The organism is Kitasatospora sp. NPDC048239, assembly GCF_043202015.1.
In the GTDB taxonomy this organism is placed as follows: Bacteria; Actinomycetota; Actinomycetes; order Streptomycetales; family Streptomycetaceae; genus Kitasatospora.
Genome location: NZ_JBICZP010000013.1, coordinates 44168 through 61057, shown reverse-complemented (window position 1 = coordinate 61057; position 16890 = coordinate 44168). Strand labels below are relative to the sequence as shown.

Annotated in this window: 14 protein-coding genes and 1 other RNA gene; 2 read left to right on the top strand and 13 right to left on the bottom strand. The window is 71.9% G+C overall.

From position 1 onward, the window contains the following. Positions 1–129: 129 nt before the first annotated feature. The 3 genes from ACGFZP_RS29035 to ACGFZP_RS29025 form a co-directional block, all read right to left on the bottom strand. Positions 130–1740, bottom strand: coding sequence for a beta-N-acetylhexosaminidase (locus tag ACGFZP_RS29035; protein WP_392938774.1), 1611 nt, complete (start codon positions 1738–1740; stop codon positions 130–132). A gap of 81 nt (positions 1741–1821) precedes the next feature. Continuing rightward, on the bottom strand, positions 1822–2100 hold the full coding sequence (locus ACGFZP_RS29030) for a DUF3039 domain-containing protein (RefSeq protein ID WP_360195114.1): 279 nt from the start codon (positions 2098–2100) through the stop codon (positions 1822–1824). Between the two features lie 63 nt (positions 2101–2163). Further along, entirely contained in the window at positions 2164–2757 is a 594-nt protein-coding gene (locus ACGFZP_RS29025; protein ID WP_392938772.1) for a YqgE/AlgH family protein, read from the bottom strand. A 303-nt stretch (positions 2758–3060) separates the two neighbouring features. Between ACGFZP_RS29025 and murA the strand changes: the two genes are divergently transcribed. Next, complete coding sequence (gene murA, locus ACGFZP_RS29020; protein WP_392938770.1) at positions 3061–4401, top strand: UDP-N-acetylglucosamine 1-carboxyvinyltransferase; 1341 nt, start codon at positions 3061–3063, stop codon at positions 4399–4401. Positions 4402–4483: 82 nt separating this feature from the next. Here murA and ACGFZP_RS29015 read toward each other — a convergent pair whose 3' ends face one another. The 8 genes from ACGFZP_RS29015 to ftsE all read right to left on the bottom strand — a co-directional run bounded on the left by ACGFZP_RS29015 (position 4484) and on the right by ftsE (position 13676). Beyond that, positions 4484–4765, bottom strand: coding sequence for an HU family DNA-binding protein (locus ACGFZP_RS29015; RefSeq protein ID WP_030059737.1), 282 nt, complete (start codon positions 4763–4765; stop codon positions 4484–4486). Between the two features lie 504 nt (positions 4766–5269). Further along, entirely contained in the window at positions 5270–6742 is a 1473-nt protein-coding gene (locus ACGFZP_RS29010; protein WP_392938769.1) for an NAD-dependent malic enzyme, read from the bottom strand. 396 nt (positions 6743–7138) lie between these two features. Continuing rightward, a complete protein-coding gene (locus ACGFZP_RS29005; protein ID WP_392938767.1) occupies positions 7139–9460 on the bottom strand; it encodes a HelD family protein in 2322 nt (773 codons plus the stop codon). 251 nt (positions 9461–9711) lie between these two features. Next, positions 9712–10093, bottom strand: a transfer-messenger RNA (tmRNA) gene (gene ssrA, locus ACGFZP_RS29000). 95 nt (positions 10094–10188) lie between these two features. Next, the gene (smpB, locus tag ACGFZP_RS28995; RefSeq protein WP_392938766.1) at positions 10189–10665 is read right to left on the bottom strand and encodes an SsrA-binding protein SmpB; all 477 of its coding nucleotides are present in this window, start codon (positions 10663–10665) and stop codon (positions 10189–10191) included. 45 nt (positions 10666–10710) lie between these two features. Continuing rightward, the gene (locus tag ACGFZP_RS28990; protein WP_392938765.1) at positions 10711–11865 is read right to left on the bottom strand and encodes a S41 family peptidase; all 1155 of its coding nucleotides are present in this window, start codon (positions 11863–11865) and stop codon (positions 10711–10713) included. A gap of 135 nt (positions 11866–12000) precedes the next feature. Beyond that, positions 12001–12912 carry a permease-like cell division protein FtsX gene (gene ftsX, locus ACGFZP_RS28985; protein WP_392938763.1) on the bottom strand — a complete coding sequence of 304 codons (912 nt, stop codon included), beginning with the start codon at positions 12910–12912 and terminating at the stop codon, positions 12001–12003. 74 nt (positions 12913–12986) lie between these two features. Beyond that, positions 12987–13676: a cell division ATP-binding protein FtsE gene (gene ftsE / locus ACGFZP_RS28980; protein WP_184919059.1), complete on the bottom strand. Its 690-nt coding sequence runs from the start codon at positions 13674–13676 to the stop codon at positions 12987–12989. Between the two features lie 349 nt (positions 13677–14025). Here ftsE and ACGFZP_RS28975 point away from each other — a divergent pair, with 349 nt between their 5' ends. Further along, positions 14026–14220, top strand: a complete 195-nt coding sequence (locus ACGFZP_RS28975; RefSeq protein WP_392938761.1) for a hypothetical protein — start codon at positions 14026–14028, stop codon at positions 14218–14220. A gap of 64 nt (positions 14221–14284) precedes the next feature. On the opposite strand, the gene prfB is transcribed toward ACGFZP_RS28975, so the two are convergent. Next, positions 14285–15397 (bottom strand): peptide chain release factor 2, encoded by a 1113-nt coding sequence (prfB, locus tag ACGFZP_RS28970; RefSeq protein ID WP_392938760.1) that lies wholly within the window; start codon positions 15395–15397, stop codon positions 14285–14287. Between the two features lie 68 nt (positions 15398–15465). Next, a complete protein-coding gene (locus ACGFZP_RS28965; protein WP_392938758.1) occupies positions 15466–16728 on the bottom strand; it encodes a serine/threonine-protein kinase in 1263 nt (420 codons plus the stop codon). Positions 16729–16890: the final 162 nt, after the last annotated feature.

Below are 16890 nucleotides of genomic sequence, written 5' to 3'. Positions count from 1 at the left end.
TGGGACGGATACCGGGCGGTATCTGCTCCGGTTCGATGCGAACCGGAGCAGATGTTCATCTGTTCTTGACGTCCGATGACCGCTCAGAAGTTCCCGGGCGCCGCCGCGCGGTGCGGCGCCCGGAGGTGCTCACTTCTCCGGCGGCGCGCCCTCGATCGGCCGGCCGACCACTCCGGGCCGGCGCTGCCAGGGGTGCGGCCCGCCGGCCGGGCGGTACTCGACGCCGAGCGCGTCCAACCGGGCGCGGTGGGCGTCCATCCGGCGGTCGAACCCCTCGAAGTCGCGGGCGGCCGGGTCGGCCGGCAGCGCGGACCAGGCGACCTCGGCGAAGGCCGCCAACCGGGGGAAGGCCCGGTAGTCGATGTCCCGGGCGGAGTCCATGAACTCGCTCCAGAGGTTGGCCTGGGTGCCGATCACCCGCCGGGCCGCCTCCTCGTCCAGCTGCCGGGGCACGGGCTCGAACCGGTAGACGTCCTCCAGGGTGCGCAGGAAGCCCACCGGGATGGGCTCCTCGTCCGCCGGGCCCTGCCGGTGGTCCAGGTAGACGTGCTGCTCGGGGCACATCACCACGTCGTGCCCGGCCTGCGCGGCGGCGATCCCGCCGGAGAAGCCGCGCCAGGAGGAGACGGCCGCGCCGGGCGCCAGGCCGCCCTCCAGGATCTCGTCCCAGCCGATCAGCCGGCGTCCGCGGGCGGCCAGCCAGCCGTCGAAGTGCCGGATCACCCAGCTCTGCAGCTCGTCCTCGTTGGTCAGCCCGAGCTCGGTGATCCGCTCCTGCGCGGCCGCGCTGTCCTTCCACTGCTCCTTGGGGCACTCGTCGCCGCCGAGGTGGATGAACTCGGACGGGAAGACCTCCAGCACCTCCTCCAGCACGCCCTCGAAGAACCGCAGCGTGCCCTCGGAGGCGTTCAGCACGTTGGGGCTGACCCCCCAGTCGGTCCAGACGCCCAGCGCCGAGGTGTCCACCACGTCGGCGTTGCCCAGCTCGGGGTAGGCGGCGATGGCGGCCTGGGTGTGGCCGGGGAGGTCGATCTCGGGGACCACGGTGATCTGCCGGTCGGCGGCGTACGCGACGATCTCGCGCAGGTCGTCCTGGGTGTAGAAGCCGCCGTGCGGGCGGTCGTCGCGGCGGTTGCCCAGCCGGTAGCCGACCATCGAGCGCTCGCGCCAGGCGCCGCGCTCGGTGAGCTTCGGGTAGCGCTTGATCTCCACCCGCCAGCCCTGGTCGTCGGTCAGGTGCAGGTGCAGCACGTTCAGCTTGTGCGCGGCCAGCAGGTCGAGGAAGCGCAGCACGTCCGACTTGGGCAGGAAGTGCCGGGAGACGTCCAGCAGCGCGCCGCGCCAGCCGAAGCGGGGGGCGTCCTCGATGTCGGCGCCGGGCAGCACCCATCCGGTGCGGCGCAGCGGCGCGCGGCGGAAGGCGTCCGGGCCGAGGAGCTGGCGCAGGGTCTGCGCGCCCCACAGGGCGCCGGCCGGGCCTCCGGCGGTGACCACGGCGCGGCCGGGGCGTACCGAGATCCGGTACGCCTCACCGGCCAGCGACTCGTCGTGGACCAGTTCGATGCCCTCGCCGGACCGCCCGGGGCCCAGCGGCAGGCCGGTCGCGGCGGTCAGCGAGGTGCGCAGCCACCGCTCGGCGTCCGCCAGGGCGGGCGCCGCGGTGAGGGTGGTCGCGTGGTCGAGGGGGAAGTCCTCGTCCGGGAGGCGGACGGAACTCAAGGGGGCGGGGATGAGATCCATCCCGCCATCCTGCCCACGACCTGCCCGATTGGCATAGACCACCTGGGGAAATGGTCGCTATGCAAAACGATCCGGGCGGATCTACTTGTTGTTGTCGTCCCCGCCCTGCGGCTTGCCGATGCCGTCGTAGATCTCCTTGCACATCGGGCAGACCGGGTACTTCTTCGGGTCGCGCCCGGGCACCCAGACCTTGCCGCAGAGCGCCACCACCGGGGACCCGGAGAGGGCGCTCTCCATGATCTTGTCCTTCTGGACATAGTGCGCGAAGCGCTCGTGGTCGCCGTCCCCGTTGGACACCTGCGGGACGGGCTCGACCAGGGTGCCGGTGCCGAGGCCGCGCTCGGGCTCAAGAGTGCTCATGGGTGCCAAGTCTATGGGCGCCCCGGGAAAGCGGGCCAGTGCCGGGGCCCGGGGCCGTCCGGGTCAGTTCAGGGTGGGGTCGTCCGGGTAGGTCGCCAGCAGGGCGAGCGGGCCGCGCTGGCGGCGCAGCACCGCGCGCCAGAGCCGGTCCGGCTCGGGGCTGGAGATGTCACCCGGCTCACAGTCCACCAGGTACCACGCGCCGCTGCCGATCTCGCTCTCCAGCTGTCCCGGCGACCAGCCCGCGTACCCGGCGAAGATCCGCAGCGCCCCCAGCTCCCCGGCCAGCACCTCGGGCGGCGCCTCCAGGTCGACCAGGCCGATCGCGCCGTGCACCCGCCGCCAGCCGAGCGGCTCGCCGGTGCCCGGGTCCCCCGGCGCCACCGCCAGGCCGAGCGCCGAGTCGAGCGCCACCGGGCCGCCCTGGAACACCACGGCGGGCTGCCCGACCAGGCCGCCCCAGCCGTCCAGCACACTGCCCACCTCCACCGGCGTCGGCCGGTTGAGGACGACGCCGAGCGCCCCCTCGGCATCGTGGTCGAGGAGGAGCACCACCGCCCGCGTGAAGTTCGGGTCGGTGAGCACGGGTGTCGCGACGAGCAAGCGGCCGGTGTGGGACCGGCCTCCGTGCGAGTGGGCCCCTGTCATGCCAGACATGATCCCGCAGAACGCCCGGCGGCGGACACCGCAACACCAGGGCCGTCCGCTCCGAACCCCGCCGCGCCGGACGAACACCCGTACGGACGCCCCGGCGGGCGGAACTCCACCCCAAGAGAGCACCATCACGGGAGAGGCTCACGGGAACCACTCGCACGCCTACTACCATCTACTGATGGTGGACGCCCTTCTACGGTGCCGACTCGGTCACACCGGGGGCCCGAACGCGCCCGTACGACCGGTCCACCGCCGGCTCTCACCGGAGCCCCACCCACTCCTCTGGCACCCCGGATTGCGAGAACGATGACCGACGACGTCCTGCTGGTCCACGGCGGAAACCCGCTCGAAGGCGAGATCCGCGTCCGCGGTGCGAAGAACCTGGTCCCCAAGGCCATGGTCGCCGCCCTGCTCGGCCAGGGCCCCAGCAGACTGCGCAACGTCCCGGACATCCGCGACGTCAAGGTGGTACGCGGTCTGCTCCAGCTGCACGGCGTGACCGTGCGCACCGGCGACGAGGAGGGCGAGCTGATCCTCGACCCGTCGCACGTCGAGAGCGCCAACGTCGCGGACATCGACGCGCACGCCGGCTCCTCCCGCATCCCGATCCTGTTCTGCGGCCCGCTGCTGCACCGCCTCGGCCACGCCTTCATCCCGGGCCTCGGCGGCTGCGACATCGGCGGCCGCCCGGTCGACTTCCACTTCGAGGTGCTCCGCCAGTTCGGCGCCACCATCGAGAAGCACCCGCAGGGCACCTACCTGGTCGCCCCGCAGCGCCTGCGCGGCACCCGGATCGAGCTGCCCTACCCCTCGGTCGGCGCGACCGAGCAGGTGCTGCTCACCGCCGTCCTCTGCGAGGGCGTCACCGAGCTGCGCAACGCCGCCGTCGAGCCCGAGATCGTCGACCTCATCTGCATCCTGCAGAAGATGGGCGCGATCATCACCATGGGCACCGACCGCACCATCCTGATCACCGGCGTGGACGAGCTGACCGGCTACAACCACCGCGCGCTGCCGGACCGCCTGGAGTCCGCCTCCTGGGCCTGCGCGGCGCTGGCCACCAAGGGCGACATCTACGTCCGCGGCGCCCGCCAGCTGGAGATGATGACCTTCCTCAACACCTTCCGGAAGGTCGGCGGCGCCTTCGAGGTGGACGACGAGGGCATCCGCTTCTGGCACCCGGGCGGCGAGCTCAAGGCGATCGCCCTGGAGACCGACGTGCACCCGGGCTTCCAGACCGACTGGCAGCAGCCGCTGGTGGTCGCGCTGACCCAGGCCACCGGCCTGTCCATCGTGCACGAGACGGTGTACGAGTCGCGGCTCGGCTTCACCGGCGCGCTGAACCAGATGGGCGCCCACATCCAGCTCTACCGCGAGTGCCTGGGCGGCACCCCGTGCCGCTTCGGCGCCCGCAACTTCCTGCACTCCGCGGTCGTCTCGGGCCCGTCCAAGCTGATCGGCGCCGAGCTGGTCATCCCGGACCTGCGCGGCGGCTTCTCGTACCTGATCGCGGCGCTGGCGGCCGAGGGCACCTCGACCGTGCACGGCATCGACCTGATCAACCGCGGCTACGAGAACTTCATGGAGAAGCTGCGCGACCTCGGCGCGCACGTCGAGCTGCCCAGCGAGCAGCTCGTCCACGCCTGACCGGCGCGCCGGCACGCCGGACGACGACGGAGGCCGGGCCCCCCTCGCGGGGAGCCCGGCCTCCGGGCGTTCAAGGGGTGCTTCAGGCGCCCTTGGCGGCTTCCTTCAGCTTGGAGCCGGCGCTCACCTTGGCGCTGTAGCCGGCCGCGATCTGGATCGGCTCGCCGGTCTGCGGGTTGCGGGCGGTGCGGGCAGCGCGGTGGGTGCGCTCGAAGGTCAGGAAACCGGGGATGGTGACCTTCTCGTCGCCCTTGGCGACGACCTCGCCGACGATCTCGGCGAAGGCGGCCAGAACGGCGTCGGCGTCCTTGCGGGTCACCTCGGCGCGCTCGGACAGCGCGGCCACCAGCTCACTGCGGTTCATGTGTACTCCTGTGGTCTGTTCGCTTGCGGTGTGCGGGGGCCCATCGGTGCTCCCTCCGGGGGGCACCCGGATAGGCCGCAGGTCCGCACACTGTGCTCATTCAGGCAATGCGTGGTCGCGGGGCGGGTTCGTACCCCGTGCCGCCGTGCCTTCGAAGGCCCGCCTGCCTGCCTGGATACGAATCCTGCCCCGTCCGGCCCCGAGAAAGCCAATCGGGCCCCGGCGGCGCCACCCGAACAACGCCCGCCCGCCGGAGGTGTGACGCTCCGTCGGCTCCGGCGGACCGGGCGCGGGCGGCGGTCGGGACGACTCGCCGGAGGATGAGGGGGACGTTCCGTACTTGTCGGACACGCCTGCCCCGTGCAGGGCTACCGTACGCCCTAGGCACGACAAGCCCAAACACGCCCCTCGCCCTTGTGTCGCAAGGGTTCGGGGCGGGCTTGGGTGGGTAAGGGCGACATTCGGTCATTTGACCGATCCGCGACACGTCCCGAAGGGGTCGGGTCAGAGCTTGACGGTGGGGAACGAGGCGGTGTCGAGAGTGCCGACGATGCCCGGGGTCGGGCGGGCCGGGGCCGGCTCCTCCGAGGCACCGGCCAGGGCCGCCTCCCGCACGGCGGCGGCCACCGTCTTGGCGACGTCCTTGTGGAAGACGCTCGGGATGATGTAGTTCGCGTTCAGCTCGTCGTCCGCGACGGTGGTGGCCAGCGCCCGGGCGGCGGCGATCATCATCTCGGTGTTGACCGTACGGCTCTGGGCGTCCAGCAGGCCGCGGAAGACGCCCGGGAAGACCAGCACGTTGTTGATCTGGTTCGGGAAGTCGCTGCGGCCGGTGGCCACCACGGCGGCGGTCTGACGGGCGATCGCCGGGTCGACCTCCGGGTCCGGGTTGGCCAGCGCGAAGACGATCGCGTCCTTCGCCATGGTGGCCAGGTCGTCGCCGTCCAGGACGTTCGGGGCCGAGACGCCGATGAAGACGTCGGCGTCCGCCACGGCCTCCTTGAGCGTGCCGGTGCGGCCCGAACGGTTGGTGTGCTCGGCGATCCAGCGCAGCGAGTCGTTGAGGTCGTCCCGGCCGCTGTGGACCACGCCGCGGACGTCCGCCACGGTGGCGTGCTCGACGCCCGCCGCCAGCAGCAGCTTGAGGATCGCGGTACCGGCGGCGCCGGCGCCCGACATCACCACCCGGATGTCGCCGATCGCCTTGCCGACCACCTTGAGCGCGTTGGTGAGCGCGGCCAGCACCACGATCGCGGTGCCGTGCTGGTCGTCGTGGAAGACCGGGATGTCCAGGGCCTCGCGCAGCCGCGCCTCGATCTCGAAGCAGCGCGGCGCGGAGATGTCCTCCAGGTTGATGCCCGCGAAGCCCGGGGCGATCGCCTTGACGATGGCCACGATCTCGTCGGTGTCCTGGGTGTCCAGGCAGATCGGCCAGGCGTCGATGCCGGCGAAGCGCTTGAACAGGGCCGCCTTGCCCTCCATCACCGGCAGCGCGGCCGCCGGGCCGATGTTGCCCAGGCCGAGCACCGCGGAGCCGTCGGTGACCACCGCGACGCTGTTGCGCTTGATGGTCAGGCGGCGGGCGTCCTCGGGGTTCTCCGCGATCGCCAGGCAGACCCGGGCGACACCCGGGGTGTAGATCATGCTCAGGTCGTCACGGTTGCGGATCGGCAGCTTGGACGACATCTCGATCTTGCCGCCGAGGTGCATCAGGAAGGTACGGTCGGAGACCTTGCCGATCGCCACGCCGTCGATCGCCCGCAGCTTCTCGACGATCTCCTCGCCGTGCGCGACCGAGGACGCCGCGACGGTCACGTCGATCCGCAGCGCCTCCAGGCCGGAGGCGGTGACGTCGAGGCCGGTGACCGATCCGCCGGAGGACTCCACGGCCGTGGTGATCGCACTGACGGCGTTCCCCCGGGCCGGGACCTCCAGCCGCACCGTGATCGAGTTGGAGACACTGGGCACCGTCGCCATCGACGTCCTTCTTCCGTCCACTGAGGGTCTCTGCGGGCCGGGCAGGGATTCAACAGTTTGTTGAATGCAGTGCCCAGCGCATGCTAGACCTCGATCGTCGCACCTACCAGGGGGAAGCCAGAAATAACGTTCATTGAGTGTGCGGATCCGACAAGAGCGCGTGACCCTGCTTGCCCCCACGGGCCGATGCGTTACATTGGACGGGACACCGGCTCGATCCAAGCCCCCGGGCCCAACCTTAGTCGCTTCGAGCGACCACTTGCCGCGAGGCGAGCATGGCGGGTCGGTGTCACCAATCGTCACGACGAGGGCCCCCACCAGGCGGTGGGGGCCCTCGTCGTTGAGCAGGCGTCAGCCGGGCCGCGGGGCGGCCGCGCACGGCGGCCGCCCCACCCGTCAGCCGTGCAGGAGCGCGGGCACCCCCGCCGCGTCCGGCAGGTCGTCCGGGCCCGAGAGCACGGTCAGCCGCTGGGTCGCCCGGGTCAGCGCCACGTACAGCACCCGCAGGCCCGCCTCGGACTCGCCGGCGATGCCGGTCGGGTCGGCCACCACCGTCGCGTCGTACTCCAGGCCCTTGGCCTCCAGGCTGCCGAGCGCCACCGCCCGTTCGCCCAGATCCGCGATCCAGCCGGCCGCCTCGGCCCGGCGGTCCATCGGCACGACGACCGCCACGGTGCCGTCCACCTCCGCCAGCAGCCGCTCCAGCTCGGCCCGGGCCGCCGCCGCGAACGCCTCGGGCGCCGGATCGGTGACGGCCGCGAAGCGCGGCTCCACCCCGACGCGGCGCACCGCGCTCGGCGAGGGCGTCCCGGGCGCGGCCAGCGCCAGCACCTTGGCGGCCACCTCGGCGATCTCGGCCGGGTTGCGGTAGTTCACGGTCAGCGTGTGGCGCCGGCGCGGCTTGCCGGACAGCACCTCGTCCATCGCCGCCGCGGCCTCCTCGGGGAACGGCCAGGAGGACTGCGCCGGGTCCCCGACGATCGTCCAGGTGGCCATCCGGGCCCGACGGCCGATCATCCGCCACTGCATCGGGGTGAGGTCCTGCGCCTCGTCCACGATGATGTGCGCGTACTCGGTGCGCTCGACCGGCACCCGGTCGCGCTGTCTGGAGCTGCGGTCGGCGAAGGTGGTGACCTCCTCCAGACCGGTCAGCAGGTCCACCGCGTCCACCTCGCGGACCTTCGGGCGGGCCGCCTCGCCGAGCAGCACCTGGAGCTCGTCGACCAGCGCCACGTCGTGCGCGGACAGCGCACCCTCGCCGCGCTCCGACAGGTGCCGCCAGGAGGCCGCCAGGACCCGCGCCTCCTCCGGGGTGACGGCCCGTCGGGCGACCCGGTTGGTGTGCCGGGTGTGCTTGAGCATGCCGAGCACCCGGCGCGGGGTCAGCGCGGGCCACCAGGCGTCCAGGAAGTCCAGGAACGCCGCCTCGTCCGAGACGTAGTCGTCGAAGGACTCCTTCTCCTCCTGGCGCTGCTCGCGGGCGTAGTGGTCGGTCGGCCTGGGCAGGTGCCGGACGACCTCCTGCCAGAGGGCGTCCAGCAGCAGCCTGCGGGCGCGCGGGCGCAGCAGGTTCAGCGGGGTGCCGCCGGAGCCGATGACGTTGCCGCGCACGGCCTTCAGGCGCCCGGCGTCCAACCGCAGCACCTCGCCGCGGGCGACCACCTTGAGCTCCTGCGGGGCGCCCGCCTCCAGCGCGCCCCTGGCGGCCCGGCGCAGCAGCTGCGTCATCCGGGCCGAGCCCTTGATCCGGGCCGCCTCCGGGGTGTCGTAGGTGCCCGCCTCGATGCCGTCCACCAATGAGCCGACCGCGCGGATGGCGACCTGGCCCTCCTCGCCGAGCGAGGGCAGCACGCCCTCGGTGTAGGAGACCAGCAGCGGGGTCGGGGAGACCACCAGGATGCCCCCGGCGTAGCGGCGGCGGTCCTGGTAGAGCAGGAAGGCCGCGCGGTGCAGGGCGACGGCGGTCTTGCCGGTGCCCGGTCCGCCGGTGACCAGGGTGGCTCCGGCCGCGGCGGCGCGGATGACCTCGTCCTGCTCCTTCTGGATGGACGACACGATGTCGCGCATCGAGTGGCTGCGGGCCCGGCCGAGCGAGGCCATCAGGGCGCCGTCGCCGACCACCGCCAGCTCGCGGCCGTCCAGGGTCGGGGCGAGGTCGGGACGCAGCAGGTCGTCCTCGACGCCGACCACCTTGCGGCCCTTGGAGCGGATCACCCGGCGGCGGATCACCCGGCCGGGCTCCAGCGGGGTGGAGCGGTAGAACGGCGCGGCGGCCGGCGCCCGCCAGTCGATCACCAGCGGGCCGTACTCGGCGTCCAGGACGCCCAGCCGGCCGATGTGGAGGGTCTCGGCGACGGCCGGGTCGGCCGGGTCGAGCGGGGTGTTCGAGGGGATGCCGTGCTCCTCCGGCGCGTCGGCCTGCTGGAGGTCGATCCGGCCGAAGAGGAAGTCCTCGAACTCGTTGTTGAGCCGCTGGAGGTGCGCGCCGGCCCGGTAGACCTGGGCGTCGCGCTCGGCGAGCGCGCCGGGGGTGCCGACCTGGACCCGCTTGACGGCGTCCTCCAGGATGTACTCGGCCTCGGCGAGCTTCTCCTCCAGGCGGTGGTAGACGGTGTCGAGGTGGTGCTGCTCCTCGGCGACCTCACGCGCGCGGATGGTGTCCCCGTCCGCGGCGGAGTCGGCGGCGGCGGTGATGGCGGTGTCCGTGTTGCTCTGCATGGCCTCGGTGGTAGCGGCGGTGTACTGGGTTGAGCCGTGCGCGCCCAAGAAGCCCCCTGACGTACATCTTGCGGTGGGTGGGTCCGGCTCGGGGAAATGAGCGGACGGAAAATCCTACGCCCCCGACCCCGGTCCGCGCTGCACCGCCCGCCCCCCGGGTGGTGGCGGTGCTCCTGCGGGCCCGCCGGGAGGGACGACGAAGGCCGCCCCCCGCTGAGCGGTGGGCGGCCTTCGACTGTTGAAACATGGGGTTGTGGAGATGCCGGGAATCGAACCCGGGTCCAGTGGAGTGGATTCAGGACTTCTCCGAGCGCAGTCCGCTGTGATTTTCTCGGCCCTGGCGGTCACGCGGACAAGCCGCCAACAGGCCCAGCTGCTGTTTGATTTCCCCTCCGCCCCCGCAGCCCGGGCGGACGGTTGAGTTCCCTAGATTATGCCAGGGTCCGGGTCGGGAACTCCCCGGTCTGACACCCAAGCGCTATCGGTGCTTATTAGGCAGCGAGAGCGAACTGCTGGGAATCGCGCTTAGAAGTGGCGATTATTTTTTTGCGACAGATGGTTAACGAGATCATTGCCGCGTTCCTCGGCTCGCTTCTCCTGTTTCGACTTCCCCTGTCGAAACCGATCATCCCCATGTTTTGTTGAGAAACAGCTCGGTGGGCGGCGAACCGACCCGACCGTGTTGCTTGCGCCATAGTACGCGAGGCGACGGGTGAGGGTCCAGCGGATTAACCCTGGCGCCGCCGTGCCGCCGCCACGGCGCGTGCCGTCTCGCGGGTGTCCTGCTTCTCGCGCAGCGTCTGCCGCTTGTCGTACAACTTCTTGCCGACGGCGAGTGCGAGTTCGAGCTTCACCCGGCCGTCCTTGAAGTACAGCGAGAGCGGGATGAGGGTGTGCCCGGCGTCGCGGACCTTGGCCTCGATCTTGTGGATCTCCATCCGGTGCAGCAGCAGCTTGCGCTTGCGCCGCGCGGCGTGGTTGGTCCACGTCCCCTGGGTGTACTCCGGGATGAAGACGTTGTCGATCCACGCCTCGTGGTTCTGGATGTAGGCGTAGCCGTCGACCAGGTTGGCCCGACCCTCGCGTAGTGACTTGACCTCGGTGCCGGTGAGCACGAGGCCGCACTCGTAGGTGTCGAGGATGGTGTACTCGTGTCGCGCCTTCTTGTTCTGCGCGATCAGCTTGTGTCCGGTTTCCTTTGCCATAGCGCCGATCATTCTCGCATCCCGACCCGGTGCCGGGCAGCCCCTTTACGCGCGGGTCCCCAGACCCGCCAGGACCCGCAGGGCGAGCGCGTCGGCGTCCTCGTCCCCGGCCGCCGGTACGTCGGGGGCCAGCCCGGTGCCCTCCGGGGAGCGCCCGGCGGGGGTGAAGTAGCGTCCGACGGTGAGCTCCAGCACCGCGCCGTCGGCGAGCCGGCTGGGCTGCTGCACGGTGCCCTTGCCGAAGGTGCGGCCGCCCACCACCACGGCCCGGCTGCGGTCCTGGAGGGCGCCGGTGAGCAGTTCGGCGGCGCTCATCGTGCCGCCGTCCACCAGCACCACCAGCGGGACGTGCTGGTCGCCGCCGGGCGGGGCGGTCAGCTCGCGGGTCCCGCCGCGCTCCTGGTAGGAGCCGACCGGCCCGCCGTCCAGGAAGACCGCGGCGGTGTCAGCGGCCTCCTCGACCAGGCCGCCGGAGTTCCCCCGCAGGTCGAGCACCACCCCGGCGCGGGCGCCCTGCACGGCGGCGCGCACCTGCTCGGCCACCCCGCTGGTGAAGGCCCGCACGGTGATCCGGACGACCCCCTTGTCCAGGTGCTCCACCGCGACCTGCTGGCTGTCCAGCAGCGTCCGGTACAGCCGGACCTCGCGGACCTCGCCGTCGCCGCGCTGGACGTCGAGGGTCACCTCGGAGCCGACCCGGCGCTCGCCCTCCCGCCCGCGCAGCCGGGCGACCACCTCGGTGACCGGCAGGTGGTCCGCCTGGTCGGCGCCGATCCGCAGCAGCCGGTCGCCGGGGGCGATGCCGGCCGCGGCGGCCGGGCCCGCGGGCTGCACCTGGGAGACCTCGGTGACGCCGTCCTGTCCGCGGCCCACCGAGAGGCCGACCCCGAGGTAGCGGCCGTCCAGGCCCTGGCTGAACTCGGCGTACTCCTGCGCGCTGTAGTAGGCCCCCCAGCGGTCGCCGTTGGCGCCGAGCAGGTGCTCGGCCTGCTGCTGGGAGAGCGCGGCGCCGGCCGGGTCCTGCCCGGCCGCGACGGGGGCGGCGGCGGCCGCCGCCGGAGCCGCGTCGGCGGAGGAGTGGCGGGCCGGGGTGGTGCCCGGGTCGCCCCACGCGCCGGTGGCGGCACCGGCCAGCAGCACGGCGCCGAACACCAGGCCGAGGGTGACCGCCTGACGTGCTCTGCGCGGAGTCTCTGGCATGGCATCGGAGTCTAGACACAGCGCGGAGCGCGCCGGGCCGGAACGGGTGACGCCGGAGCGGCGACGGCCCCGGACGGCGCAGTGCCGTCCGGGGCCGTCGGGGCCGCGAGGGGGTGGTGCGGGTCGAACAGGCGCCTAGACCTTCAGGTACTTGCGCAGCGTGAAGAACGCCGCGATGCCGGCCATGCCCATACCGACCACCACCAGCAGCGGTATCACCGCCAGCACCGAGCCGAGCCCGATGAAGTGGATGAACTGCACCCGCTCGGCCAGCCAGCTGTGGACGAAGAAGTGCCCGCCGAGCAGCAGTCCGGACGCCATCACCGCGCCGAGCAGCGCGGCGAACGCGGCCTCGGCGATGAACGGCATCTGGACGTAGAAGTTCGAAGCACCGACCAGGCGCATGATGCCGGTCTCACGCCGTCGGCTGTACGCCGACACCCGGACGGTGTTGACGATCAGCAGCAGGGCGACGAACAGCATCAGCACCATGATCACGAATGCCGCGGTCTGCAGGCCGTTCAGCAGGCCGAAGAGGTTCTCCAGGATCTTGCGCTGGTCCTCCACCGACTTGACGCCCGGCTTGCCCGCGAAGGCGCTCTGGATGACGTCGTACTTGGTCGGGTCCTTGAGCTTCACCCGCCAGGACTGCGGGATGGCCTCCGGGCCGAGGACGGAGATGAGCGGGTTGTCCGGGTTCATCTCCTTCCAGTGCTTGTACGCCTCGGCGGAGTTCTCGAAGGTCGCCGACTGGACCACCGAGTCCATCTTGTCCAGCTGGGACTTGATCTCCTCGATCTGCTGGTCGGTGGCCGCACCGGCCTGGCACTGCGGCGAGTTGCGGGCATCCGACTTGGTACAGAAGTAGATGCTCACCTCGACCTTGTCGTACCAGTACCCCTTCATCGAGTTGACCTGGTCACGGACCAGGAGCGAGGCACCGGCGAGGGCGAGGGAGAGCGCGACGCTGACGACGACCGCGATGGTCATCGTCAGGTTGCGGCGGAGACCCACACCGATCTCCGACAGGACGAACTGGGCGCGCATGCGTGTAACAACTCCAGGGTCGGGACCGGTCCGGCAACGGTGGGCCGGCGGCCTACGGCATCAGTGCTGGTGGATCAGTGCTGGTATCCGTAGACGCCGCGGGCCTGGTCACGGACCAGCAGCCCCTTGTCGAGCTCGATGACGCGCTTGCGCATCTGGTCGACGATGGCCTGGTCGTGCGTGGCCATCAGCACCGTGGTGCCGGTGCGGTTGATCCGGTCGAGCAGCTTCATGATGCCGACCGAGTTCTGCGGGTCGAGGTTGCCGGTGGGCTCGTCCGCGATCAGCAGCATCGGGCGGTTCACGAAGGCGCGGGCGATCGCCACGCGCTGCTGCTCACCACCGGAGAGCTCGCCGGGCATGCGGTCCTCCTTGCCCCCGAGGCCGACCAGGTCCAGCACCTCGGGCACCACCTTGTTGATGGCGCTCTTGGGCTTGCCGATCACCTCAAGGGCGAAGGCGACGTTCTGCGCGACCGTCTTGTTCGGCAGCAGGCGGAAGTCCTGGAAGACGGTGCCCAGCTGGCGGCGCATGTGCGGCACCTTCCAGTTGGACAGCTTGCCCAGGTCCTTGCCCAGCACGTGCACCTCGCCGACGCTGGGGCGCTCCTCGCGCAGGCACAGGCGCAGGAAGGTGGACTTGCCCGAGCCGGACGAGCCGACCAGGAAGACGAACTCACCCTTCTCGATCTCCAGCGAGACGTTGTCCAGGGCGGGACGGTTCTGCTTGGGATAGGTCTTGGAGACGTTGTCGAATCTGATCACGGCTGCATCACGGAGGCCATCCTAGGCGGCGCCAGTCCTCGGTCGATCCACCCCGGGCGCCCGGCCCGGGAGCGGGCGGAGGGAGCGGAAAGGGCCGCTCCCGGCTTGGGACCATACGCGAGTCCGCGCCCGGCCCGCAGGGTCGGCCCGTGACATCGGTCGAAAGCTGGGGGACAATGTCCGGTTATGCCCTGAATATTGCGAGGCATCTCACAGCCCGGGGGCCGGAACGGTCAGAACCTGGCAGAGTGGAGGTGGCGGTCGGGGTCGGCCGCTCCCCCGCACAGGGCAAGAAAAGGAACCAAAGCCCCGTCCGGTGCGTTGGCTGTAGCAGCGAGGAGGAGATCGCATGACCTGCGACCATCTGGTGTGCGCCAACTGCAACGGCCGCGTGAGCGAGGGCCGCTGCCCGGTCTGCCGCGCCAACCGGGCCCGGCTGCAGGAGCAGCAGGGTCCGTTCGCCGCGCTCTCCCCCGCGATGCTGCTGGCCCTGGTGGCCGGGCTGCTCGCGGTGGTGCTGATCGCCCGGCAGGCGCTGGCCTGATTCCGTTCGAACGTACGAGGAGGGCCCCGACGGATCACCGTCGGGGCCCTCCTCGTACGTCTGCCTACTGCGCGGCGGTCTCGCGCTGCTTGCGCCAGCGGATGCCGGCCTCGATGAAGCCGTCGATGTCGCCGTCCAGCACGCCCTGCGGGTTGCCGACCTCGTACTCGGTGCGGACGTCCTTCACCATCTGGTACGGGTGCAGCACGTAGGAGCGCATCTGGTTGCCCCAGGAGCTGCCGCTGTCCTTGAGGGCGTCCATCGCCGCCCGCTCCTCCTGGCGGCGCCGCTCCAGCAGCTTCGCCTGGAGGACGTTCATCGCGGAGGCCTTGTTCTGGATCTGCGAGCGCTCGTTCTGGCAGGAGACCACGACGCCGGTCGGGAGGTGCGTGATGCGCACCGCCGAGTCGGTGGTGTTGACGCCCTGGCCGCCGGGGCCGGAGGCGCGGTACACGTCGATCCGCAGCTCGGACTCGTCGATGTCGACGTGGTCGGACTGCTCGACGACCGGAAGCACCTCGACACCGGCGAAGGAGGTCTGCCGGCGGCCCTGGTTGTCGAACGGCGAGATGCGGACCAGGCGGTGGGTGCCCTGCTCGACCGAGAGCGTGCCGTAGGCGTAGGGCGCCTTGACGGTGAAGGTCGCGGACTTGATGCCGGCCTCCTCCGCGTACGAGGTGTCGTAGACCTCGGTCGGGTAGCCGTGCCGCTCGGCCCAGCGCAGGTACATGCGCATCAGCTGCTCGGCGAAGTCGGCGGCGTCCACGCCACCGGCCTCGGCGCGGATGTTGATCAGCGCCTCGCGGGCGTCGTACTCGCCGGACAGGAGGGTGCGGACCTCCAGCTCCTCGACCGCCTTCTTGACGGACGTCAGCTCGCCCTCGGCCTCGACGCGGGTGTCCGCGTCGTCCTCGGCCTCGGCGAGCTCGAACAGGACGCCGAGGTCGTCGATGCGGCTGCGCAGGGACTCGACACGGCGCAGTTCACCCTGGAGGAAGGAGAGCCGGCTGGTCACCTTCTGCGCGTTCGCGAGGTCGTCCCACAGGTCGGGGGCGGCTGCCTCCTCCTCCAGACGCGCGATGTCGGCCCGGATCTTGTCCAGGTCGAGGACGGCCTCGATCGACCCCATGGTCGTATCGAGGTTCTTGAGCTCTTCGGAAGGATCGACGGCTGCCACGCACCCAGGGTAATGCCCCCGGGGGGGCACCTGGCGACACCGGGGGCTTCCGCCCGCGGCCGGGGCGGCTACGGTGCCCGCGGACCGCTGCTGTGGACGGTCGGGCGGGGTACCGGGCCGCCGTGGCCGGTGACGGCGGCGAAGGCCGTCCAGGCGGCGGCCGCGCCGGCCAGCAGCAGGACGGTGGCCAGCAGGACGGCCAGCACCCGGCGGCGGCGCAGCAGGGCCTGGCGGTTGCGGCGGTGGCCGCTCTGGCCGGTGCCGGTGCGCTGGGCCCGGGACTCCGCCGCGTAGGAGGCGAGCTCCTGGGCCGAGGGGCGGCGCAGGCTGGTGTGGGTGTCCCGGGTGGAGTCGGGGGCGGTGCCGGGCACCAGCGGGACGGCCGGGCCGCGGCGGCGCTTGTGGACGCCGGGCCCGGCGTCCACCTCGGCGTAGACGGCCTCGCCGGGGGTCAGCAGCTCCTCGGCCGGGGCGCGGCCCTGCGCGGGGACGGCCAGCACGGGCAGCCCGGCCAGCGCGGGCAGCTGCTCGCGCAGCCGCTCGGCCAGCTCGGCGGCGCGCAGCCGGGAGGCGGGGGCCTTGGCCAGGCACTCGGCGATGATCCGCCACAGGCCGTCCGGCAGGCCCGGCACCGGCGGGACCTGCTCGGTGACGTGGCGGCGCAGCACGGCGCCGGTGTGTCCGCCGCCGAACGGGGTGGCGCCGGCCAGCACCTCGTAGAGCACGGTGGCCAGGGCGTAGATGTCGACGGCGGCGCGCGGCTCCAGGCCCTCGATGATCTCGGGGGCGAGGTAGTCGGGGGTGCCGATGATCCGGGTGGCGCGGGTGCGGCGCGGGGCGTCGACCAGGCGGGCCACGCCGAAGTCGGTGAGCTTGGCGCGCGGCGCGCCGCCGGGGCCGGGGGCGGCGGCCAGGTCCAGCAGGACGTTCTCGGGCTTGACGTCGCGGTGCACGATCCCGGCGGCGTGCGCGGCGGCCAGGCCGTCGGCGACGTCGGCGATCAGCGAGACGGCGGCCTGCGGGGCGAGTGCGCCGTCGCGCTCCAGCCGGGAGCGCAGGTCGGTGCCCTGGACCAGCTCCATCACGAGGGCGAGGTCGCTGCCGTCCACGACCATGTCGCGGACGCCGACCACCCGGGGGTGGTCGAGGCTGGTCAGCGCGGCGCGCTCCTGGACGAAGCGGCCGACCAGCACCTGGTCGGCGGCCAGGTCCTCGCGCAGCAGCTTGACCGCGACCGGGCCGTCCGGGCCCTCGCCGAGCCAGACCGTCCCGGCCGAACCCCGGCCGATCACCTGGTGGACGGTGTAGCGGCTGCCGATCTTGCGTGCCAATGCTGCTCCGTGGGCGGCGGGAGCGCACTGGGGGTCCGGTGCGCTCGGTGGGGCGGGACAACAGCGACCAACCTACGCGCCCGGACACCCTTCGCGGGCCGCCTGAGGGCGCTCGGCGGGCTCTGGCAGGCGAGAAATATTATGGATTGTCGACAAAGCGTC

What these genes read in the sequence shown, in the direction of transcription:
- ACGFZP_RS28975 (WP_392938761.1), top strand. Translation starts at nt 14,026, where the DNA reads ATGACCTGCGACCATCTGGTGTGCGCCAACTGCAACGGCCGCGTGAGC.
- ACGFZP_RS29015 (WP_030059737.1), bottom strand. Translation starts at nt 4,765, where the DNA reads ATGAACCGCAGTGAGCTGGTGGCCGCGCTGTCCGAGCGCGCCGAGGTG.
- ACGFZP_RS28990 (WP_392938765.1), bottom strand. Translation starts at nt 11,865, where the DNA reads ATGCCAGAGACTCCGCGCAGAGCACGTCAGGCGGTCACCCTCGGCCTG.
- smpB (WP_392938766.1), bottom strand. Translation starts at nt 10,665, where the DNA reads ATGGCAAAGGAAACCGGACACAAGCTGATCGCGCAGAACAAGAAGGCG.
- ACGFZP_RS29025 (WP_392938772.1), bottom strand. Translation starts at nt 2,757, where the DNA reads ATGTCTGGCATGACAGGGGCCCACTCGCACGGAGGCCGGTCCCACACC.
- murA (WP_392938770.1), top strand. Translation starts at nt 3,061, where the DNA reads ATGACCGACGACGTCCTGCTGGTCCACGGCGGAAACCCGCTCGAAGGC.
- ftsX (WP_392938763.1), bottom strand. Translation starts at nt 12,912, where the DNA reads ATGCGCGCCCAGTTCGTCCTGTCGGAGATCGGTGTGGGTCTCCGCCGC.
- ACGFZP_RS29035 (WP_392938774.1), bottom strand. Translation starts at nt 1,740, where the DNA reads ATGGATCTCATCCCCGCCCCCTTGAGTTCCGTCCGCCTCCCGGACGAG.
- ACGFZP_RS29030 (WP_360195114.1), bottom strand. Translation starts at nt 2,100, where the DNA reads ATGAGCACTCTTGAGCCCGAGCGCGGCCTCGGCACCGGCACCCTGGTC.
- ACGFZP_RS29010 (WP_392938769.1), bottom strand. Translation starts at nt 6,742, where the DNA reads ATGGCGACGGTGCCCAGTGTCTCCAACTCGATCACGGTGCGGCTGGAG.
- ACGFZP_RS29005 (WP_392938767.1), bottom strand. Translation starts at nt 9,460, where the DNA reads ATGCAGAGCAACACGGACACCGCCATCACCGCCGCCGCCGACTCCGCC.